At 42.1% G+C, this 23086-nt stretch carries 19 protein-coding genes; 12 read left to right on the forward strand and 7 right to left on the reverse strand.

The genetic code is table 11. The features are described 5' to 3' along the window. Positions 1-432 precede the first annotated feature (432 nt). Together mgtE and H6G86_RS04140 are read left to right on the forward strand one after the other, a co-directional pair. Positions 433-1785, forward strand: coding sequence for a magnesium transporter (gene mgtE / locus H6G86_RS04135; protein ID WP_190933243.1), 1353 nt, complete (start codon positions 433-435; stop codon positions 1783-1785). 102 nt (positions 1786-1887) lie between these two features. Beyond that, the gene (locus tag H6G86_RS04140; RefSeq protein ID WP_190933244.1) at positions 1888-2916 is read left to right on the forward strand and encodes an aspartate carbamoyltransferase catalytic subunit; all 1029 of its coding nucleotides are present in this window, start codon (positions 1888-1890) and stop codon (positions 2914-2916) included. Between the two features lie 75 nt (positions 2917-2991). Here H6G86_RS04140 and H6G86_RS04145 read toward each other — a convergent pair whose 3' ends face one another. Further along, positions 2992-4755: a hypothetical protein gene (locus tag H6G86_RS04145; protein ID WP_190933245.1), complete on the reverse strand. Its 1764-nt coding sequence runs from the start codon at positions 4753-4755 to the stop codon at positions 2992-2994. A gap of 650 nt (positions 4756-5405) precedes the next feature. On the opposite strand from H6G86_RS04145, the gene H6G86_RS04150 reads away from it, so the two are divergent. Together H6G86_RS04150 and H6G86_RS04155 are read left to right on the forward strand one after the other, a co-directional pair. Further along, the gene (locus H6G86_RS04150; protein ID WP_190933246.1) at positions 5406-6632 is read left to right on the forward strand and encodes a succinate--CoA ligase subunit beta; all 1227 of its coding nucleotides are present in this window, start codon (positions 5406-5408) and stop codon (positions 6630-6632) included. Positions 6633-6822: 190 nt separating this feature from the next. Continuing rightward, a complete protein-coding gene (locus tag H6G86_RS04155; RefSeq protein WP_190933247.1) occupies positions 6823-7710 on the forward strand; it encodes a succinate--CoA ligase subunit alpha in 888 nt (295 codons plus the stop codon). On the opposite strand, the gene H6G86_RS04160 is transcribed toward H6G86_RS04155, so the two are convergent. Further along, complete coding sequence (locus H6G86_RS04160; RefSeq protein ID WP_190933248.1) at positions 7703-8959, reverse strand: phosphotransferase; 1257 nt, start codon at positions 8957-8959, stop codon at positions 7703-7705. The genes H6G86_RS04155 and H6G86_RS04160 overlap by 8 nt on opposite strands. 701 nt (positions 8960-9660) lie before the next feature. Between H6G86_RS04160 and H6G86_RS04165 the strand changes: the two genes are divergently transcribed. The 4 genes from H6G86_RS04165 to H6G86_RS04180 all read left to right on the forward strand — a co-directional run bounded on the left by H6G86_RS04165 (position 9661) and on the right by H6G86_RS04180 (position 15638). Beyond that, positions 9661-11301 (forward strand): adenylate/guanylate cyclase domain-containing protein, encoded by a 1641-nt coding sequence (locus H6G86_RS04165; protein WP_190933249.1) that lies wholly within the window; start codon positions 9661-9663, stop codon positions 11299-11301. 296 nt (positions 11302-11597) lie between these two features. Beyond that, entirely contained in the window at positions 11598-12965 is a 1368-nt protein-coding gene (locus tag H6G86_RS04170; protein ID WP_190933250.1) for an NAD-dependent succinate-semialdehyde dehydrogenase, read from the forward strand. 121 nt (positions 12966-13086) lie between these two features. Beyond that, on the forward strand, positions 13087-14730 hold the full coding sequence (locus tag H6G86_RS04175) for an acetolactate synthase large subunit (RefSeq protein ID WP_190933346.1): 1644 nt from the start codon (positions 13087-13089) through the stop codon (positions 14728-14730). A 347-nt stretch (positions 14731-15077) separates the two neighbouring features. After that, positions 15078-15638: a hypothetical protein gene (locus tag H6G86_RS04180; RefSeq protein WP_190933251.1), complete on the forward strand. Its 561-nt coding sequence runs from the start codon at positions 15078-15080 to the stop codon at positions 15636-15638. Here H6G86_RS04180 and H6G86_RS04185 read toward each other — a convergent pair whose 3' ends face one another. Then, positions 15639-16169 carry a hypothetical protein gene (locus H6G86_RS04185; protein ID WP_190933252.1) on the reverse strand — a complete coding sequence of 177 codons (531 nt, stop codon included), beginning with the start codon at positions 16167-16169 and terminating at the stop codon, positions 15639-15641. It abuts the gene before it with no gap. Positions 16170-16230: 61 nt separating this feature from the next. Beyond that, positions 16231-16842, reverse strand: coding sequence for a DedA family protein (locus H6G86_RS04190; protein WP_190933253.1), 612 nt, complete (start codon positions 16840-16842; stop codon positions 16231-16233). Positions 16843-16992: 150 nt separating this feature from the next. On the opposite strand from H6G86_RS04190, the gene H6G86_RS04195 reads away from it, so the two are divergent. The 3 genes from H6G86_RS04195 to H6G86_RS04205 are packed head-to-tail and all read left to right on the forward strand — an operon-like array spanning position 16993 to position 19844. After that, entirely contained in the window at positions 16993-17775 is a 783-nt protein-coding gene (locus tag H6G86_RS04195; protein WP_114083888.1) for an ABC transporter permease, read from the forward strand. Between the two features lie 6 nt (positions 17776-17781). After that, positions 17782-19095, forward strand: coding sequence for a cytochrome P450 (locus tag H6G86_RS04200; RefSeq protein ID WP_190933254.1), 1314 nt, complete (start codon positions 17782-17784; stop codon positions 19093-19095). An 8-nt stretch (positions 19096-19103) separates the two neighbouring features. Then, positions 19104-19844, forward strand: a complete 741-nt coding sequence (locus H6G86_RS04205; protein WP_190933255.1) for a hypothetical protein — start codon at positions 19104-19106, stop codon at positions 19842-19844. On the opposite strand, the gene urtE is transcribed toward H6G86_RS04205, so the two are convergent. Next, positions 19807-20505, reverse strand: coding sequence for an urea ABC transporter ATP-binding subunit UrtE (urtE, locus tag H6G86_RS04210; protein WP_190933256.1), 699 nt, complete (start codon positions 20503-20505; stop codon positions 19807-19809). The two genes, H6G86_RS04205 and urtE, sit on opposite strands and share 38 nt — an antisense overlap. 107 nt (positions 20506-20612) lie before the next feature. Between urtE and H6G86_RS04215 the strand changes: the two genes are divergently transcribed. Next, on the forward strand, positions 20613-21221 hold the full coding sequence (locus H6G86_RS04215) for a Uma2 family endonuclease (protein WP_190933257.1): 609 nt from the start codon (positions 20613-20615) through the stop codon (positions 21219-21221). 18 nt (positions 21222-21239) lie between these two features. Here H6G86_RS04215 and urtD read toward each other — a convergent pair whose 3' ends face one another. Then, the gene (gene urtD / locus H6G86_RS04220; RefSeq protein ID WP_190933258.1) at positions 21240-21986 is read right to left on the reverse strand and encodes an urea ABC transporter ATP-binding protein UrtD; all 747 of its coding nucleotides are present in this window, start codon (positions 21984-21986) and stop codon (positions 21240-21242) included. After that, a complete protein-coding gene (gene urtC, locus H6G86_RS04225) occupies positions 21961-23079 on the reverse strand; it encodes an urea ABC transporter permease subunit UrtC (protein WP_190933259.1) in 1119 nt (372 codons plus the stop codon). Before urtC ends, urtD begins: the two co-directional genes overlap by 26 nt. Positions 23080-23086 lie beyond the last annotated feature (7 nt).

Here is a 23086-nt window from a genome sequence, read left to right on the forward strand (position 1 = left end):
CTTATATATCAGCCTTTATATAGAAATCCTATTTTATTTTTGTCCAGGTAACTATGCATGAAGTTGCTTGACACAAAATACTACTTATTACTGTTGTAAATATTTTGACTCTGTGAATTTTGCGAGTAAATTCCTTTATTGGCTTGACATAGCTTCTAGCAGTAGTAAAATCTACTTTAAGTACACAAAAATTACCTAAAATTTAGGGCAATTAAATTAGTCAGAAATGTTATGGATGCTGAATGCTAATATTCAGTGTCTACCTGAGAGTGCGATTCCGGGTTAGGATGATGACTAGCAATGCCTTAATTTAGATATCGATATTGAATTGTTGAAATTTTATGGGCAATAGTCCACCAGATGGCAGTATCAACCTCCTCTGAGCTGGCGAGGAAGTCTCCCAGCGCGGGGGAGACTTAGGAGATATATCTCATGCTCACACAAGATATTCGTGATTTGCTTACTGATACTACCGATTTAAACCAGTTGAAGTGGGATTTAAATCGCTTGCAACCTGTGGATGTGGGAGATTACATTACGCAATTGCCTGAAAAACAACGCGCGATCGCATTCCGTTTACTCAACAAAGCTCAGGCAATCGATGTATTTGAATATCTGCCTACAGAGGTGCAGGAAGAACTAATTAATTCTCTGCATGATGTCCAAGTAGTGCAACTTGTAGAAGCAATGAGTCCCGACGAACGGGCAGAATTGTTTGATGAATTACCTGCTGGGGTAATCAAACGGCTATTGCAAGAACTGAGTCCAGAACAAAGGCAAGCAACAGCAACGATTCTCGGCTATCCAGAAGGCACGGCTGGGCGGGTGATGACAACCGAATATGTCCGGTTGCGGCAAGGATTGACTGTAGGTGAAGCCCTAAGTAAAATCCGTCGTCAGGATGAAGATAAAGAGTCGATTTACTACGCTTACGTTACTGATGACAACCGGACACTAGTGAGAGTAGTTTCACTGCGCCAGTTGCTATTTACCTTTCCTGATGTTTTCATCAAAGATATTTCTAGCGATCGCGTCATCAAAGTTAGAACTGAAACTCCTCAAGAAGAAGTGGCGCGAATCATGCAGCGCTACGACTTAATCGCTATCCCTGTTGTTGATCGGGAAGACCGATTGGTTGGCATCGTCACCATTGATGATGTCATGGATATTTTGGAAGAGGAAGCCACAGAAGATATTCAAAAACTCGCGGGTGTGAGTGGTGATGAAGCGGCTTTATCCTCTCCCCTACTCACCATCCGCAACCGCTTGCCTTGGCTGTTGGGCATCATGGCTATGTATATTGGTGCAGCCAGTGCGATCGCGCCTTTTCAATCTGTAATTGCCGCAGTGCCAGTGCTAGCAGTAATCATGCCAATTTTTTCTAACACTGGTGGTACTGTCGGTATTCAATCATTAACGGTGACAATTCGCGGCTTAGGGGTGGGAGAAGTAACATCCAAAGATACCTTAAAAATTCTCCGCAAGGAACTTCTCGCTGGTTTAGGTACAGCCGTAGCTTTAGCTACAACAATGTTCCTGCTTTCCTTAATTTGGGCGCGGCCCCAAGAACGATGGGTGGCTTTAATTGCCGGAATGGTAATGGCAACTAATACAATTGTCGCTGTTACACTGGGCACTTTACTGCCAATGGGTTTGACACGGCTGAAGCTTGACCCTGCTTTAGTTAGTGGCCCGTTAGTGACTACAATGCTAGATACAATTGGATTTTTAACGTTCCTCAGCTTAATTTCTCTAGCTTTAAACGTTTTCCATTTACCAACTTGAAGGGATTGAGCATTGGGCATGGGGCATTGGGCATTGATTACTCCCTTATCTCCCCCAGTCCTTTAGTTCCAATCACCAGTCTCCAGTCCCCAGTTCCAAAATATGCCTACTACTACCTGGAATCGTCATCACATTCTTTCCCTAGCCGACTTCACTACCACTGAATACGATACTGTTTTGCAAACTGCTGCCAGTTTTCAAGAGGTGCTATCGCGGCGGACGAAGAAAGTGCCAACTTTGCAGGGACAGGTGGTGGCCAATTTATTTTTTGAATCTTCTACCCGGACTCGCAGCAGTTTTGAACTCGCGGCGAAACGTTTAAGTGCGGATACGCTAAACTTTGCCGCCGCTACATCTTCGATGACTAAGGGAGAAACAATTCTCGACACGGCGAAGACTTATTTGGCAATGGGAACTGATATTATGGTAGTCCGCCATCGAGAGGCAGGAGTACCAAATGCGATCGCGGCTGAAATGGATCGTTTAGGTGTACGAGTTAGTGTCCTGAATGCTGGTGATGGTCAACATGAGCATCCTTCCCAAGCACTGCTAGATTTATTTACCATTTGTACTCTAATTGACCCAGCTAGCCCCCGACTGGAACTTTTAAAGGGGAAAAAGATTGCCATTGTTGGAGATATTCTTCATTCTCGCGTGGCGCGATCGAATATTTGGAGTTTAATCGCCAGTGGGGCCCAAGTCCATCTGGCAGCACCACCAACCCTCTTACCCAAATTATTTGCCGAGTACATCTCTGAAGAGTTAGGAGTCAGAAGTCAGGAGTTATCCCCCCACTTCCCCACTCCGCCACTTTTTCTACATTGGCAGCTAGAACCAGCTTTACAAGATGCCGACTTTGTGATGACTCTGCGCCTACAAAAAGAGCGTATGACAGCTCATTTATTGCCAAGTTTGCGAGAATATCATCAGCTATTTGGCATTACACGTACAAAATTGCAACTTTGTAAACCTAATGTTAAAGTTTTGCATCCAGGCCCCGTTAACCGTGGTGTTGAAATTAGTTCTGAATTGATGGATGATCCAGAATTTAGTCTTATTCAATCGCAAGTTACTAGCGGTATCGCCGTTCGCATGGCGCTACTATATTTGTTAGGTAGCGGCAAAGCTTAATCCTGATAATTGGCAGATTTTACACTTCTGTATTCTATCCAGTTCCGATATATTTCTAACTCCTAAGTTTCTTACTTACCCACCCAAAGTCCGAGTATAAATTACCTGACCTTGAGAATCATAAAGGATAAGGGACAGGTTGGCATTGTCACTAATTACAGCTAGAGCTTCTCGTAAGATTTGCAAGTGATTGGTAATATCAACAGCAGTACTAGAATTCTCAGAATAAGGATTAGCCAAGTTATTTTGTCTTACTTGGTCATAATCAGAAGTTAAACGGACAATAATTCCTGCATTGTCTATGTTAAAGGTACAAATCTGAATTTCATTAATACAGGTTTTATCCAAGTCAGTGCGGGTTTGTTGCAAACTACTAACAACTTGTATTTTTTCTTGTGCTTGTTTAAGGGCTGTTGAATAGGGTTCGATGAGGGACTGAGCTTGAGTGTAGTACAAGCTATCTTGGGAAATTTTTTTAACAGTTTGCAAAGCCTGCTCCCAGTATGTCGCGGCTGCTTGCCATTGGTTTTGTTGCTCATAAAGCTTGGCTTGCTTGGCGGTACTAAGAACTTGTTGGTAGGTTTTTACAGCTAATTGTTCCTTCGTTGTGCGATCGCGTGCCGCCATCAGTTTAGGTTTATAATCTACCAACAGCTTTTCAGCTTCTTGGTATTTAGGGCTAGTTAAGGGAATACTATTCAAAGCATTAATTGCCACTAGCCAAGTAGACCGCACCTTTTGCCAATCATTCAAAGATTTAGCAGTACCTTCTTGCTTTTCGGCAGCACTAGCTACAGCTTTTGCTGCTGTGAGTTTTTTTAGCCATTTTTCTTCAGTAAATATCTGCTGATTTACAGCGTGCAAACGAACTCGATAATTAATCAATTTCCCTTGCACTAACCCATAGAGTTCACTGTCGGAACTTATAGTTTCTAGTGGTGCTATAGCCTGTCGCCATAAGTGTTGTCTAGCTTGTAGTTCTTCTAGACTACTTGCAGGAGTTTGAACTTGTTGCGTCGCCAAAGATGCCGTCTGCAAAGCCTTGACTACCTGGTTGATTTTTTCTGACCGTCCAGACAAACTTGCTTTTAGTTCTTCTGACACCTGGGAACGAGGCGACCAACTAGGAATTACATTCAAGGCTGTACTAGCTGCCGCAAGTTGCTGTTGTACGGCTACTAATTCTTGTTCAGACTTGGCACGGCGGATCAGTTGTGGAGATTTTGTTTTTAATCGCTCAGCATTTTGTATTTCTTTACACTCCGACATAACACAAGGGCGAGTCAAGAAGTAAGCACCACTGCCTAAGATGACAATTCCCGCTAAGGCTACACCCAGCAGCATGGGTTTGATTGCGAATGCTTTTGAAGTCGGCAAATTCGGCGCATCTGCAAACGGGTCAAACAGTTCCTCTTCTTCTGTCTCATCAAGTGATGGAGAATAAGTCAAAGCAGATGAAGAAATAGGATAAAAGTATTGCCCCTCTGCTCCCCCTGCCTCCCCTGCTCCCCCTACTTCCTCATCTCCCCATCCCCTCGTCTGCTTCAGGGGTAGAAAACATTTGGCATAAGGGAGTTGTTCACCAGAAACTCTGAGGAAACATTGCACTCGCTGCTCTCTATGGGGTGCTAGAGACTGAAGTACTTCCTCAATGACTGCAAAGATTATCTGAGCGTCAGCTATTACATCTGATTCATGTTGCGTTAAAATCATTAACCCGTCTTTATTGACGGCACACTTAACCTCGAAGACTTCAGCCGATGAGACTTCTACAAGCAATTGTTCCTGCAAAGTCTTGGCTAAAAGCTGTAAATCTTCGTGCTGGACTGCTACTTTCATAGAGCTTTCCCGCTTAATTTCTATATTGTTTTGATTATTTTTAAGAGGATGAAATGAACTTTTTAGTTTTGTTGAATGCAAATGCACAGTTTAACCAACCACAGCCTGAAAATCTGAACGACCAACTTTCTAACACAAATTCTGACTTTTAACCAAAAATTAAAAAAGCAATTATTGTTCGCGGCGTTACATTTTCACGCTACTAGATGCAAAATTAAATAATCTGTCTTCAGATATAAATTACAAATAAAAAATGGGAATAATAGGAATTTTGAGTATTTTCACTGCATTATTTTGCGACAGTTAAATTTAGAGTAGCTACTATTCTGCAAAATTTTGGTTGCAGAGCAGTTGTGAAAATTTTATCCAAAGGTTAAGGAAACAGTGCTAGGTCAGAGGGTTTTGACAGAAATGGTAGTTATCTTCTATGCTGGGAAACTTACTGAGGAGATTAATTACCTGTTGTGGCTATGGCACAAACAGGTTAGCTATCAAAATTAATATGCCTCATTTGCTGGGTTCGATAAAATTGATACGTAGAAAAAGAAATTTTTATAGCTGCCAAAAGCTTAATTTTTAAATAAAAGTGCTGCAAAATATTAAAACAGCATTCACTAAAAGCTTGGAAAGTGTCAATACAAGGTGTATCAATGGATTTATTAGAGTATCAAGTTAAAGAATGGTTTGGGAAGATAGGCATTCCGGTCTTGCCCTCCCAACGGATTGATCATCCTACAGATTTGAAACGTTTAAAAATTCGCTTTCCGATTGTACTGAAATCTCAAGTACATGGAGCAGAGCGGGCAAAAGCGGGTGGAGTCAGGTTTGCCGAAACGACAATTGATGCGATCGCAGCTGCTCAAAATATTTTTAGTCTACCAATATGGGGCGAATTGCCAGAAGTGGTGCTGGCAGAATCCCAATACGACGCGAACCAAGAATTTTATTTAGCGGTAGTGTTAGATACTGCTGTCTGCCGACCAGTACTTTTAGGTTGTAAAGAAGCAGACATCGATTGGGAATCTGCTGGGGAAAAAATGCACCATGTTGTTGTGGAACAGGAATTTTCACCATTTTATGCCCGAAGACTAGCTTTGAAAATGGGTCTACAAGGGACGCTGATGCAGTCGGTAAGCAGCGTTTTGGAGAAGATGTACCATTTATTTGTGCAAAAAGACCTGGATTTAGTCGAAATAAATCCCTTGGCAGTCAGTGCTAATGGTCAAGTTATGGCTCTCAATGGTAAAGTCAGGATCAATGAACGGGCAATCAAGCGTCATCCAGACCTAGCTGAGATGGCAGCAAAAATTATCAGCCGTCATAGCAGTACTGAAATTAATGGTATTTTAGGTGACTGGGATGGCGTAAAAATGCACGGTAAAATCGGTATTTTAGGTAATGGTACTGGTTCAGTAATGGCAACTTTGGATTTAGTCGCCAATGCTGGTGGCAATCCAGGTGTTTGTTTAAATCTACGTCATGCTTTCCTCACAGATACGACACCAACTACCTTCCGCGATCGCCTAGAGACAGGTCTGAAAATCCTGGAAGCTGACAAAAGCATTCAAGTAATACTAATAAACTTTCTGGGTAGCATTCCTCAAACAGAGGAAGTGATTGAAGTTATAGCCAGAGTTGTACAGCAAGACAACAGTGAACTTGAATCACAAGTTGTACGTTCTAATGGTAATAAAAGTCGTCAAGTACAGCATTTTACACCCTTAGTTATCCGTCTTGCTGGTTCTGAATTTGATGCTGCTAGAAAATATTTAGCAACACTAAAAACCCACAGCAATGCGCTACTCGTGGTAGAAAATTTAGATGAGGCTGTAGCGGCAGCAGTCCGTCTTGCTAAACCAACTGCTAATAAAAAGTAGTGACTATGATTTTGTTCCAAATCAAAAATTATTAATTTTTACCACGTAAGTATATTGTTGTGCATTGGGAATTGGGCATTAGTTATTCTCCCCCTGCTCCCTGCCCCCCTGCTCCCCCTGCTCCCCCTGCCCCCTGCTCCCTACCCTAGTGGCTTAACTCACTGGGTTGTCAAACTTACGGTAATTTTTTATGAACCTAACGCCAGAAAGTAAAGTAATAATTCAAGGCTTTTGTGAATTTATATCAGGTACTCATGTTGCTCAAATGCAAGCTTATGGTACGAATTTGGTAGCAGGTGTCAATCCGGGATGTGGCGGACAGGAACTGCATGGACTGCCAGTATTTGACTTAGTAGAGGAGGTAATAAAACAATTTGGGGTAATTGACACAACAATTATCTGTGTAGATCCTTACGACGTTCTAGATGCTGCATTAGAAGCGATCGCATCTCATATTAGCCAGATCATTATTATCACTGCTGGCGTGCCACCTTTGGATATGGTGCAATTACTCCGCAAAGCCGAAGCCTGTGAAACTTTGGTAATCGGGCCTAACAGTCCGGGGATCATTGTGCCAGGAAAAATTCTTTTAGGCACTCAACCTAGTGAGTTTTATACTCCTGGGGTAGTGGGAATCGTTAGTCGTAGCAGCACTCTCACCTACGAAGTTGCTTACGAATTAACAAAAGCAGGTTTGGGGCAGTCGATTAGTGTCAGTATTGGTAGTGATGCGATCGTTGGTTCCTCCTTTCTCCAATGGTTGCAAATTCTGGATGAGGATGAAACTACAGAGGCGATCGTTTTAGTCGGTCAACCAGGTGGTGGTAGTGAAGAAGCAGCAGCCCGGTATATTGCTGAGGCAATTGATAAACCAGTAATTGCCTACATTGCAGGTAGACAAGCGCCACCAGGAAAAAGTTGGCGGCAAACAGGGACTTTAGCAACCGTTATCGGACGCGATCCTAACTTTGGCACAGCCCAAAGTAAATTAGCTGCTTTAAAAGAAGCAGAAGTTCCAGTAGCTGAACGCCCTTCTCAGATTCCAGAATTATTGAGAAAGGAAATTAAAATTAATTAATTACAAAAAGCGAAGGAAGCAATAATCTGGCTTCGTCTGCCAGTTTTAATCCATGAGTAATAGCGATCGCTCTTGATGTGATAATCTCGTCAAAAGTTCGCTCAAAGCGTTGCTCTAGCCAGCTATGACGAGATTTATTTTGCACTAGCTTTAACAGCCTCCCTGCGATTAGACCAAAATGAAGTGCCGCTAAAGCAGCATAAGTAAAGCGCACCACACGTTCATCCCCATTCCACCCAGCAGAACGTAACCCCGTTAAGTAACCCTCAAGTACAAGTTTTTCCAGGGGTATTAGTGATGAACCATCGACGAACAACAAGAAAACGCTGTCCAGCACCAAATTTATGATGTCTTCTCCCAAGACACCATAGCCAACAAAAGACCAATCGATGAGAACAGTCTGGTCATTGCCATCTGCGTTACGTCGAGAAAACAAGTTGTTAGGCGTAATATCAAAGTGGCAGAGTGTATGGGGTGCTTTGTCCACAGCGTCGAGAAGGATATGACGATCGCTCCACAAGCTCATTACCCGATCGCCGATATCTGGGGAAAATATCTCTTTTAGTAGTGGGTGCTGCCATACAGTAGGTTCTCGCAACGCTTCTAAAGCAGTACTATCGATATTCGACACCCATGCCCGATGCCAGTCACGACTTAGCCAAGGCTCAGAAGGCAATGATTGCGCCATTACATAGCTTCCCTGTAAATAGCCAAGGTGACGAGCCGCTACACCAAAGCGCTCCATAGTCCAAGTGCTGCCAGGACTACCCTGAATATCCTCCAGCCACAGCCAGACAACATTAACAGATGGCTGTGTAACCGCGAAACAACGGGGGGCTACTAAGTCGTCAGTCAAATTATTGAGGATTCCTGACGTATATATCAACGCCTCACGCTGCCAGTAATTCCAGTGTGTGGGGTCTTGAGAGGAATTGAAAATAGAGCCGGCATTTTCTGGTTGTAAGTGCAAAATCTTCAGAATTACCGACCAAGATAATTCTTCGCTGCCATTGTTAGCAATACCAGTAATGCGCTGCAAACCGGCTGTAACATTATTAATAATATGGTGAGCGATCGCTTCGGAGTGCCATTCGCCCAAAGTGGCAGTTTTACTGTCGAGTATATGACAGACAACGGTCGTTAATGTCGCCTCATCAATTAGCGGATGCGTGGAAGGTGAATTCATTGGATCAATGCTTTCTAAAATTTCATTGACTACTTGATGAGGACTTACGCAAACAATAGCCAAAACTCTGATTTTCAGGTATGGGCAATTTATGAATTGTCCCTACAGCGTTTAGTATAAGTCCACCTTTCATCATCACCAAAAGTTTCCAAGAACCATACAAACACCAAACTTAAAATTAAGATAAGTACAATTGCAGATATGTTTTTGCGTTTGGGCATGACAGTCTATTAGGGGTAAAAAATGACTCTTGCTAGACTCTTGTGTAGAGGATTCAGGTGCGGCATTGCGAAATTCCCTTTTCGTCACATTATATTTAGTCCACATGGGCACTAATGAATGAGTAGCATTTGATTAGGGCGATGGTTGCTTGCGATCGCGAAAAATGTGGTTAAAGATGGTGCTTTTGAGTAGCGATTGAGTAGTATGATTGAAACCCAAGCCTGAAAGTACTGTCCAGCCAGGGGAAAAGCACATTAGTTTAGAATTACCGCCCAATAAAATCAATCGCTCAGAGGGGAAATACTTTTGACGCTAGCCTCTGCGTTGTAGCGACTAGCACGACACGGACAAACAAGAGTTTGACAGATATTTTGCGGAAGTCCTACAAACCTCCAGCAAAATAGCCTGATTCAATGTAACATCTGTCACATACAGTTGTCGGAATGCAGTTAACAGTGTCATAAAGAAAAGGCGAAGGTTAACCTATAGGGTAGAACTTACCTGAGAGTTGCTTGCACCTCTAGCTTTGATGGATCACATTCATGACTGAACTCACGCTACGCCTAAAAGAGGGAGATACGGAGACAACGATCGCAGTCGATCAAGGTATATTCACAATTGGTCGTTTGCCGGAATGTAACTTGTACTTACCTTTTGCTGGAGTCTCCCGCAACCATGCTCGCCTGATGAAAACAGCAGACGGTGTGTGGACTATTGAGGATCTGGGCAGCAAAAACGGGACGCAAGTCAATAAATATCTGATTAACTGTCCCCAAGAGTTGCATCATGGTGATATCGTTTGGTTGGGCAATGTTAGCCTGGTAGTAATGCTCACAAGCGCTGTTGCTCAATCGATATCTGAGTATCACGCAAGTTCGGAAAATAATGAGCAGAGAACAATTCTGCATAATGTCGAACAATTACAACAGCAATGGATTGCAGCTGATAGCAAGGATGGGAATATCAGCAATAAGGACAAAACCATTGCTCGTCTCAAAGACTTAGTGGACATAGCGAAAAATCTCTGTGCAGCGGCATCTATAGAAGAAATTTTTTCTCAAGTGCAGCAAGTAGTTTTTCGTTACCTTGATAGTATTGATCGCTTGGCACTATTAATTGATGTTAATGGTTGCGGTCAATTAGAGTTAGTGAACGCTGCTACGAGAAATATTTCCCAACAAAAACATCTACCCTCAGATGGAAGTTGGATCAGTCGGAGTATCTGTCAAAAGGTATTTGACGAAAAAGTTGTGATTCAAACCGCCGATACCCATCAGGATGAACGGTTTGCTAGTGAACAGAGTATTTTAGTCAAAGGCATTCGTAGCGCGATGGCAGTGCCTTTATGGGATGAAAATAAAGTTGTAGGCGTACTCTATGCCGATGCCAATCTTTCTTCTTACCATTGGGCAAATGAAGGCGAGGAAGAACTCAGCTTTTTTTCGGCTTTAGCAAACCTTGTAGCTTCGAGTGTGCAGCGTTGGCTATTGGTAGAGAAACTCAAAACTGAAGAGATGATTCGTCACCGATTAGAACGCTATCATTCTCCAGCAGTTGTGCAGCAGTTGATTTCTGTAGGCGGATTACCGGGTGGCCGTTTAGCACCAGCCGAGAGCGAAATCAGTATCTTATTTGCAGATTTAGTAGGTTTTACAGCAATTTCTGAACGGTTAACACCAACTGCGATCGCTCAACTATTAAATAATTTATTTGAAGAAATGCTAAAAGAAGTGTTTACTTGCGGCGGCACTTTAGATAAATATATTGGCGATTGTATTATGGCATTTTTTGGCGCTCCAGAACCGCAAGCAGATCACGCCAATCGCGCTGTTACTGCTGCCAAAGGAATGCTCACTCGTCTCGAACATTTAAACACCAATGGTTTTTGGCACGAACCCCTGCAATTACGGATTGCGATCAATAGCGGTAAGGCTGTTGTGGGAGATGTCGGTAGTTCCCAAAGGGTAGATTATACGGCATTAGGCGCGACGATTAATCTTGCTGCTCGGATGGAAGCAGTTTGTCCCCCTAGTGAATGCGTGATTAGTGAAGCTACTCATAAAATGCTTTCACTGCCTGAAGACTTCCAAAAAATGGGAGACTATCGTTTCAAAGGTATTGATCGATTAGTTAAGGTTTATCAGACAAATTTGCAGCAAGTGCCAACAATTGTTGGCTATTAGTCATTAGTCACTTGTACTGAGCGTAGTCGTAAAGGCTGGGCATAGCTACGCTTAGGGCACAGCCTCTCCAAGAGTTGTATTGGTGATGGGTATGGGCATGGTGTATTGGAATGACAAATTTATCAAGATAAATACATAGTTTAGTTGTATATTTTGTTTCAAAAATAATTGCAAAATTGTAATATTAAGCGACTAATTTTTGCTTAAAAGACTAAAATTTGGGTGTAGCTTCCAGAATTGATCTGTGTAACACTAGGAAGCCTACCTGAAGCTATTTTTTAACGGGAGGTCAGGTAATGGCGATCGCTACCATCAATCCCGCCACTGGGGAGACGCTCAAAACCTTTGAGGCGCTCAATGATACAGAAATTGTTGCTAAACTCGATTTGGCAAATCAGGCTTTTGAAAAGTATCGTCAGACTGATTTTTCTGAGCGATCGCAATGGCTACAAAAGGCTGCTGATATTTTAGAGCAAGACAAAGCAGAATTTGCTAAGTTAATGACTCTAGAAATGGGTAAGCCATTTAAAGCTGCGATCGCAGAAGTCGAAAAATGCGCCGTCGTCTGTCGCTACTATGCCGAACATGCCCCTAGTTTTTTAGCTGATGTCAGTGTAAAAACTGATGCCAGCCAGAGTTTTGTACGTTATCAACCAATGGGTGCAATTCTCGCGGTGATGCCGTGGAATTTCCCCTTTTGGCAAGTGTTCCGCTTTGCTGCACCAGCACTAATGGCGGGAAATGTCGGCTTACTCAAACACGCTTCCAACGTGCCGCAGTGCGCCTTGGCAATTGAAGATATTATCCGACGCGCGGGTTTTCCTGAAGGTGCGTTTCAAACTCTATTAATAGGCGCTGCCAAAGTCGCCGATTTAATGGCTGATGACCGCGTAAAAGCTGCCACCTTAACCGGAAGCGAACCAGCAGGTATATCCCTCGCTGTCGCCGCAGGCAAACAAATTAAAAAAACCGTTTTGGAATTGGGAGGAAGCGATCCATTTATTGTGTTAGAAAGTGCTGACTTAGAGACAGCAGTTGTCACAGCTACTACAGCACGGATGTTGAATAACGGGCAATCATGTATTGCAGCGAAACGTTTTATTGTCGCAGAAGCGATCGCAGATCAATTTGAAAAATTGCTTTTAGAAAAATTCGAGACGCTAAAAGTAGGCGATCCTATGCAACCGGATACCGATTTAGGCCCACTGGCAACACCTGGTATTCTCCAGGATTTAGATCAACAAGTACAAGCTGCTACCAAAAGTGGTGGTAAAGTCCTCACCGGCGGACATCCTTTATCAGATCGTCCAGGGAACTTTTATCCGCCAACGATTATCATAGATATCCCGCCTGACACACCAATTGCAAAAGAAGAATTCTTTGGCCCAGTAGCCTTGTTATTCCGGGTTCCTGATATCGATGCTGCCATTAAACTCGCTAATGACAGTCCCTTTGGATTAGGTGCAAGCGCTTGGACAACGAATGACCAAGAATGCGATCGCTTAGTTGCAGAAATAGAAGCAGGTGCCGTATTTATCAACAGTATGGTCAAATCCGATCCTCGGTTGCCCTTTGGTGGTACTAAGCGTTCTGGATATGGCAGAGAATTGAGCATCCAAGGTATACATGAGTTTGTCAATGTGAAAACCGTGTGGGTTAAATGATTAGTCAGTAGTCATTGGTCATTGGTCATTGGTCAGAGAACAAATGACAAAGGACAAAGGACAAATGACTAATGACAAAGAACAAAAGTCTTATTCGTTAATAGAGTTGTCGGGAAATAAAATGAATACAGCAGAATTATTGGTGCAGTGCCTAGAAAATGAAGGAGTGCAATATATTTTTGGACTCCCTGGTGAAGAAAACCTGCACGTTTTGGAAGCGCTAAAACATTCTTCCATCAAATTTATTACGACTCGTCATGAACAGGGTGCAGCATTCATGGCCGATGTCTACGGACGCTTAACAGGAAAAGCTGGGGTATGTCTCTCTACTCTTGGCCCTGGGGCAACCAATTTGATGACTGGGGTAGCAGATGCTAACCTTGATGGTGCGCCCTTAGTGGCAATTACTGGTCAAGTGGGAACAGATAGAATGCACATTGAATCCCATCAATATTTAGATTTGGTGGCAATGTTTGCACCTGTTACCAAGTGGAATAAGCAGATTGTGCGACCGAGTATTACACCAGAAGTCGTGCGGAAAGCATTTAAGCGATCGCAATCCGAAAAACCCGGTGCAGTTCACATCGATTTACCAGAAAATATTGCTGCTATGCCTGTCGAAGGCAAACCTTTGCGTAAGGATAATAGCGAAAAAACTTATGCATCTTTTGCTAGCATTCGGGCAGCAGCAGCCGCAATTTGCCAAGCAGTTAACCCATTAATCTTAGTCGGAAATGGGGCAATTCGCGCTCAAGCCAGTGATGCTGTCACCCAATTTGCCACCTTGCTAAATATACCAGTTGCCAATACTTTTATGGGTAAAGGTGTGATTCCCTACACACATCAATTGGCTTTGTGGTCAGTGGGATTACAGCAAAGAGACTTCATTACCTGTGGTTTTGATAACACAGATTTAGTAATTGCGATCGGCTATGATTTGATTGAGTTTTCCCCGAAAAAATGGAATCGGAATGGTGAAATTCCGATTGTGCATATTGGGGTAAGTCCGGCGGAAATTGATAGTAGTTATATTCCTAACGCCGAAGTCGTAGGAGATATTTCAGATTCCCTCTATGAAATTTTAAAATTAGCAGACAGACAAGGTAAACCCGACCCTTTTGCTATCAGCTTAAGGTCAGATATTCGGGCTGATTATGAACAGTATGCCCATGATGACGGATTTCCCATTAAGCCGCAAAAGTTAATTTATGATTTACGGCAAGTGATGGGCCCAGATGATATCGTTATCTCTGATGTTGGCGCACATAAGATGTGGATGGCCCGTCATTATCATTGCCATAGTCCCAATACTTGTATTATTTCCAACGGTTTCGCGGCTATGGGTATTGCCATTCCTGGCGCTTTAGCAGCAAAACTCGTTCATCCTAAGCGCAAAGTCGTTGCTGTAACAGGTGATGGCGGCTTTATGATGAATTCTCAAGAATTAGAAACAGCCTTACGCGTAGGTACACCTTTTGTCACCATAATTTTCAATGATGGTGGCTATGGGTTAATTGAGTGGAAGCAAGAAAATCAATTTGGCAAAGGAAACTCATCTTTTGTGCATTTTAACAATCCTGATTTTGTGAAATACGCTGAAAGTATGGGTTTAAAAGGCTACCGAGTTGAATCAGCTTTAGATTTGATTCCCACTTTGAAAGAAGCCCTCGCTCAAGATGTACCCGCCGTGATAGATTGTCCCGTAGATTATCGGGAGAATCACCGCTTTAGCCAAAAAGCCGGCGAGTTGAGTTGTGCGGTGTAAAAAGTTACGACTTAGGAGTTAAGAGTTATAACTGAGGAGTTAGGAATTATCGAACAGAATTCAGGAGTCAGAATTCAGAATAATATCTCCGGCACGCTCTTCGCGTTCAGCATGAATTCTGTATGACTGGCGCGATGAATAATCAGCGTTTTTGCACGCCCACTAAATTGAAAATTTGATGGTCTTCACTACGTAACGCAAGCGCGTCATCGTTCGCGCAGCGTCTCATAGAGAGTGTCTTGATTCTGATTCCTGTTAGCGGTAGCGGGGCGTTTAGCCCATTCTGAATTCTGAATTCTTCTTCAATTATTCCTAACTCCTTTTTTAGACGAAATAGGTTTTCAAAGATGATTTCAAGCATCAGTTATATCAGTGTTGTATGTGGCGTATTTGTATTAGTCAGCGTTAGCAGCTTTCACAAATCAGCTATAGCTACTATAAATAACCAGTCCCAACTAATAGCGCAAAGCCAGGGTAAAACCCCGGTACACTCAGTTTTTAAATCTATTTTGCCTAAATTAAAGCAAAAGACTCAGATTCGGGTTCTGTTACCGAAATTTATTCCTGAATCAGATGGGGAAAATCGAATTTACGCAATTATAGAAGCTGCTACACAAAAAAACTACGAGATTTTACTCGGTTTCAGTCCTGATTGTAGTGGTGGAACTGCTTGTCGTCTGGGTGTGATTTCGGCTGAAGCAGTAACCCGCAAAACTCCCCGTCTCAGTGGTAAAGCTGTATCTTTAGCTAAGGGTATTACTGGCTATTTTGTGGATTCTACTTGTGGTGCTAATTGCTCAGATGCTACCTTGACTTGGAGACAACAGGGTGTGCAATATGTTGTTGGGTTGAAAGCAGGCGATCGCAATTCTTTGATAAAAATGGCTAATTCTGCGATTAATCCCTAATTAAGATTCAGAGTTTGATTCTACTTCCCATCGAAACAGCCGTGGCAATTGAGACACATCTATAACGTAGTTAACAATCCACAACACCAATTCAAAAATCAATAAATATCGTACCCATACCAACTCACTTTTAGAATCCAAAAGTGTTAAACCTTCATATAGCTGCCAGAAGCGGTAAGGCAAGTATATATAAGGAACCATTACCCACACTACATTTTGCAACTGCCTGAGTGTTACTATCTCAGAGATAATTTGCAACCCTAATATAATAAAATACCAACCAAGCACAGTCAACACAGTGCGATCGCCCCACCATACACCCCACAATAGCATGACTACTAAGGGCAGCAATCCTCCTAGGAGTTGCACTGAGCCAAACCAGATTTTATACCAACCGGGAAATGGTAAAGGTAGAGTATAAGGCTTTGTGTGTTTCCACCCCCAGTTCACAACCACAATAAAAAGTGTGGCAATTACAAAAAAGAGGAGATTTTCTATTAATAGATAGAGGTTAATATTTAAGTAAGTCATGTCGCTTGCTTCCAAATTCCAAATTAACTCATTCCAATCTCCATAAATTACGAAAAGTATTTTAACTTTTATTGGCGCGATTTTCTTGGATTACATGAATCATTGATGGCATTAAAGAAATAACTATAATTGCTCCAATAATTGGTAACAAATACTTATCTACCTGTTCAGGTGGCAGGGATTTTCCTAAGAAAAATCCTAACAGGGTAATGCCAAATGTCCAAAGAAAGCCACCAATTAAGTTGTAAGACATAAATGTTCGGTAATGCATCGCACCAAGTCCAGCCACAATCGGCGCAAAAGTGCGAATAATCGGTGTAAACCTGGCCAAAACTAGTGTTTTTTTGCCATGTTTATGATAAAAATCCTGGGTTTTTACCAAGTGTTTTTTATGAAACAACCATGAATCTTCTTTCTGAAATAATTTTCTGCCAAATTTATGTCCTGTAGCGTAGCCAACGTTATCACCAAGGACTGCACAAACAAAAGCACCAAAAATCAGAACCCAAATGTTAAACCCTGATTTCGGAAGAGATGCGAGAAATCCAGCAGTAAATAGCAAACTATCTCCTGGTAGAAAAAAACCAATTAGCAAGCCAGATTCAGCAAAGATAATTGCCCATACTCCAAAGTAGCCAATTTTTGTAATTAGGTCTGGTAAATCTAAATGCATTAGAATTTTTTAGTTTTCAACAATATATCCACAACATCTTAACGTTTAGCAATTTTGCTGAATAAAAAGTAATATTAAATTTACGTAAAGTTCTTGTGTAATCTTAGAAATTTTAGTGACAGATGGCACATTTTGGGTTAGAGGTGCAAGATGCAAAGATATTTGAAAGTACTAAGACTATTTTGGGGTGCTGCGATCGCATCTGAGTTAGAGTATCGCGTTAATTTTTTCGTTGCTACCCTCACCAGCTTGGGAAATCTTGCGGGTAGCCTCTTTGGATTATTCTTGTTTTACCGCACTGGCTATACTTTTAGTGGCTGGTCATGGGAAGCAGCTTTAGTAGTTTTAGGAATTTTTACTTTACTACAAGGATTTTCTGCGACTTTTCTAGTGTCTAACTTGAACCGCATTGTCCGTCATGTTCAAGAAGGCACTTTGGACTTTATATTATTAAAACCTATTCGCAGCCAGTTTTGGCTTTCGACTCATACCCTTTCCCCTTGGGGACTGCCGGATCTAATTTTTGGTAGTATTATCATTGGCTATGCAGGTAAACGCCTTGGTGTAGGGATAAACGGCTATCTACTTGGTGTGCTGCCGTTATTATTCAGCTTTGTGATTTTATACAGCCTGTGGTTTATGCTAGGTTCAATGAGTATCTGGTTTGTCAAAATATACAACGTTACTGAAGTGTTGCGTGGTTTATTGGAAGCTGGACGATATCCCATTGCAGCATATCCCACTGCTTACCGTTTTTTCTTCACTTTTGTGATGCCAGTAGCTTTTTTAACTACTGTACCAGCCCAAGCGCTGTTGGGTCGGAGTGAAATTAGCTGGTTGATAGGTGCAGCAATCTTAGCAGTAGCCTTGTTTTTCGCTTCTACTTGGTTTTGGCGGTTTGCGTTGCGGTTTTATACTAGTGCTTCGAGCTAGAGAGATATGAAAACTAATCAAATTCCTCCTGGAAGCTTTGGTTTACCTGTATTAGGTGAAACACTCTCCTTTGTTTTCGACCGCGATTTTGCCAAAAAGCGCTATCGCCAGTATGGGCCCATCTTCAAAACCCATCTTCTTGGCAGACCGACTGTAGTAATGGCAGGGCCAGAGGCATTAGAGTTCGTTTTGTCAAGCCATATCGAGAATTTTTCTTGGCGTGAGGGATGGCCTGATAATTTCAAGACATTACTCGGTGAATCACTTTTTCTGCAAGATGGAGAGGAACACCGCAGAAACCGCCGCTTGATGATGCCGGCATTACATGGCCCAGCATTGGCGAATTATTTCTCCACAATGGAAGATATTACGCGCGGCTATCTCCACAAGTGGGAGAAAAAACAGGAGTTTACTTGGTTTCAAGAGTTTAAACAACTGACATTTGATATTGCTAGTCAATTATTGTTAGGTACGCGTCCTGGGCCGGAATGTGTGCGCCTCAGCCAGTTATTTACAACTTTGACGAATGGGCTGTTTGCTATTAATCCGTTGCCATTACCATTTACTACATTTGGTAAAGCTATAGCTGCTCGTAATCAGATTTTAGAGCATCTCACTCAAGTTGTCAGAGAACGTCAGCAAAACCCAACTCAAGATACCATCAGCCTGTTAATCAAAGCTAAGGATGAAGACGGTAACAGCCTAAGTGAAAAAGAAATCATTGCCCAAGCGGTGCTGTTACTCTTCGCTGGACATGAAACTACTACTTCGATGCTGACTTGGTTCTGTACAGAGTTAGCCCGTCATCCAGAAGTACTCGAAAAAGCAAGAGTTGAACAATTGCAACTTGCAAGTCAAGGTGATTTGGATTTAGAACAATTAGGGAAAATGCCCTATTTGGAGCAGGTTTTGTGGGAAGTTGAAAGGTTGCATCAACCTGTCGGAGGAGGGTTTCGTGGCGTAATTAAAGACTTTGAATTGAATGGTTATCACGTACCTACTGGTTGGCAGTTATACTACTCAATTGGAGTTACTCACCAAATTGAAGAAATATATTCTGAGCCAGAACTCTTTGACCCAGACCGTTTTAGTCCTCAACGGCAAGAACACAAAAAATATCCTTTTAGTTTAGTTGGTTTTGGCGGTGGTCCACGCATTTGTATTGGCATAGCTTTTGCCAAAATGGAAATGAAGATTGTTGCTGCTCATCTTCTACGTAGTTATCATTGGGAGATATTACCCAATCAAAGTTTAGAAGTAGTTGCTGTTCCCACTAATCGCCCTAAAGATGGGTTGCGGGTTAGATTCCAACCTCGGTGAAATGTTTTATGGCATCCCAAATAGACATACATTTTCCTAACGGAGTTTTGCAACGCTTACAAAATGTGAAAGATTTTGTCGGTGAAAATGTTAACTCTCTAAGTAACTCAGCACAACAAGTTGGGGAGTCTTTGAAGGCAACGGCAACTACAACGACTGATAAAGCAATTAATACAGTTACGACAAGCTTAGAACAAACTTGGCAAACTGCTGATAAATTTAAAACTACAACATCGGGTGCAGTTAAAGATGTAATGGCATCTTCTGTAAGTGATTGGCTGACACAACACCCGATATTTTTTAGGTTAGTTCAAATACTAGGTTGGGCAACTAATCACCCAATTATTAGTATAGTTATTTTTTTGTTTGCACTTGCTCTCGTCTGGAGCATTATCAAAGCAATTGTCCGCTTGATTGAAACAGCTAGTTGGTCAATACTCCAAGTTCCATTAAAATTGCTTCAGGCTTTGATTAAAGTTAGTTTTTTATCCTTAACTAAAGTTGGCAGTTTTGCTGTTCAACAATTTACAGCTACTAAAACAACTGATAATCTGCCAGCTTTGTTACCTGAAAATTTTCAACCAAATAAAAAACAACGATTAGTAGAAATTTCTCATCGCTTAGAAGCAATTCAAAAGGAACAGCATGAGCTTTTACAAGAAGCAGCAGACTTGATTGCTTCTGACACAATTGATATAGACATCTCCCAAATTAAACAGCTAAAAAGCGTTGAATCACATCTTGGCTAAGTTCGGCTGTGGAACCGGAGGCGACAATACCACCTTTTTGCATGGCGTAATAATAATCAGCTTGACGGACAAAGTGTAAATGTTGCTCTACCAATAAAACCGAAATGCCTGTGGTTTCGACGATGCGACGGACTGCGGCTTCAATTTCGAGGATGATTGAGGGTTGAATACCTTCAGTAGGTTCATCCAAGACGAGTAATTGAGGTTCTCCCATTAAAGCACGTGCGATCGCTAATTGTTGCTGCTGTCCCCCACTCAAATCACCACCCATCCGCGAAAGCATGGTTTTTAACACTGGGAATAAACTAAAAACTTCCTCTGGAATTTCTGCTTTTTTTACTGGTTTCTTTCTAGCTTCCAACCCCAGCAGCAGATTTTCTTTGACTGTCAACCGGGGGATAATTTCTCGTCCTTGGGGGACATAACCGATTCCTAATTTTGCTCTTTGGTCGGGAGATTTCGAGTTGATTAATTCTCCAGCTAAGTTAATTGTGCCACTACGGGGTTTGAGTAAACCCATGATGGTTTTGAGTAGGGTGGTTTTACCTACACCATTGCGTCCGATTAGGCAGACCATTTGTCCAGATGGTACGCTTAAATCTACATTGCGGAGAATGTGGCTTTCGCCGTAGTAAACGTTGAGGTTAGAGATTTTTAGCATTAGAAATTACCTAGATATTAAAATTTCACGCAGAGGTGCAGAAGTGTGTTATTTATTCGGCTGATTATAGTATGTGGTAGTCTGTGTAGGGTAAGAAGGCAAAGCAAATGACCCAAACGACGAAAACCCAAAAACTGCTGACCTTTGAGGAGTATCTTACCTATGACGATGGTACAGACACGCGGTATGAGTTGGTGGATGGAGAATTAGTCGAGATGCCACCAGAAAGTCAGGAAAATAGCAATCTGGGAAGATTTTTATTCGTTGAACTACTAAAATATTTCCCATTTTATTTAGTTGCTTACAAGGATACAGAAATTGAGGTGGCGGGGCGACGTGCGAGATGTCGTCTACCTGACTTAATGGTTCACACAGAAGAATCTTATGCTGCCCTTATCGGTGCTACTCGTGCTACCCTCACCCGCGATATGCCGCCACCTGCGCTAGTGATTGAAATTGTTTCTCCAGGAACAGCAAACAGTGTTCGTGATTATCGCTATAAGCGGACGGAGTATGCCGCTAGGGAAATATTAGAGTATTGGATTGTTGACCCACAGATGCAACAAATTACGATTTGCCAGTGGGTGGAGGGACAGTATGAGGATAAGGTATTTACAGGTGCTACTTGCATGGAATCAGTGGTAATTGTTGACTGGGCGCTAACAGTAGAGCAGGTGTTTAACAGCGCAAACCGACCAGAATCAGCAGGCGAATAAAAAGGGCAATCGAGTTTTTCATTCTTCCTGTTTTCCCAGATATACTTCAATTACACGAGAATCATTTTGCACTTCCTCAAAATTTCCCTCGCACAGCACCGAACCTTCATGTAGCACTGTTACTTTCTTAGCAATTTGACGCACAAATTCCATATCATGTTCAATTACTAAAATTGAATGACTTTGTGCTAATGCTAAAAGTAATTCGCCAATGTTATAGGTTTCTTCATCTGTTAAACCAGCAACTGGTTCATCAACGAGTAATAAATCAGGTGACTGTGCTACTAACATCCCAATTTCTAAACGTTGCTTTTCTCCGTGAGAAAGTAAAGCTGCTCTGATATCTGCTTTCGCAGTTAAACCGATGGTTTCTAATAATCCTTTAATATTATTCTTTTCAACAGTATTAGAATGTTCAAACAAAGTAGAAAAGACATTTTTCTTCTTGTTGATGGTAATTTCTAAATTTTCACGGGGCGTTAAATTTAAGTAAATTCGAGGTGTTTGAAACTTGCGCCCAATTCCCAATCGCGCAATTTTATATTCAGGTAAAGAACGCAGGTTTCTTCCTTTGAATAAAACTCGCCCTACGGTTGGCTGAACTTTCCCGGTAATCACATCCAGAAACGTTGTCTTTCCCGCACCATTGGGGCCAATTACTACTCGTAATTCACCCACATCCATACTAAAGTTAAGCTGGTTTAAAGCCTTAAACCCATCAAAACTAACAGTTACGTTTTCAGTTTCCAATATTTTCGCGTTCATGTTGCACTTCGGGGTCTTCTTCCAAGGTGGGATATGTAGAAATTTCTTGACGGCGGTTGAAAATAGAAATATTCTGGCTACGCAACCATCCCACGATACCGTCAGGAAGCACTGTGACGACTATCAAAAATAGTGCGCCTTGGAAAAATAGCCAGATTTCAGCAAATTGTTCGCTTAAAAAAGTGCGGGCATAATTGACTAATAAAGTTCCGACAATCGCGCCAATTAAAGTAGCGCGTCCGCCTACCGCTACCCAAATCACCATTTCAATCGAAAAGGCAATATCCATTGCTCTAGGTGAGACTGAACCACTTTGAATAGTGTAAAATGCTCCTGCTATACCTGCGATCGCACCTGAAACTGCAAACACCAGCACCTTAAAATCTGTAGGGTCATAGCCAGAAAATCTTACCCGACTTTCATCATCACGAATCGCTATCAACAATCTACCAAAGCGTCCAGTTGTCAACCAGCGACAAATCCCGTAGGTGGCTGCAAGAAACACTACCGTTAGGGTGTAGAAAACAAACTGCGTTTTAGCATCGCTGACCGTTGCCCCAAACAAAGTTGTAAAATCTATCAGTCCGTTCGTACCGTTGAAAAATTGTTGTTGACCGTTAAAGAAGTTGAAAAATACAATAGTTCCCGCTTGAGTCAAGATAGAAAAATAAACACCCTTGAGGCGATTACGGAAAACCAAATATCCCAATAATCCCGCCAATAACCCTGGAATTAGTACCACCAAAGCTATTGTCAAAGGAAAAGAATAAAAAGGTTGCCAAAAGGCGGGAAGTTTCGTAACCCCATAAAGCCCCATAAAATCAGGCAATTCACCAGTCGGGACTTGGAGTTTCAGGTACATTGCGATCGCATATCCACCCAAACCAAAGAAGATACCATGTCCCAAACTCAATAAACCAGTATACCCCCAAATCAAATCGATACCCAAAGCCACAATCGCCAGTGACAAAAATCGTCCCAACAAATTCAGGCGAAACTCCGAAAGCAACACTGGCATAACAATTATAAGGAAGAGTGCGATCGCAACCACCACCCCCACCTCAATTAATAACCCTCCTCCCCTCTTCTTCATTCTCTGC

Source organism: Nostoc sp. FACHB-133 (genome assembly GCF_014698055.1).
Lineage (GTDB): Bacteria > Cyanobacteriota > Cyanobacteriia > Cyanobacteriales > Nostocaceae > Nostoc.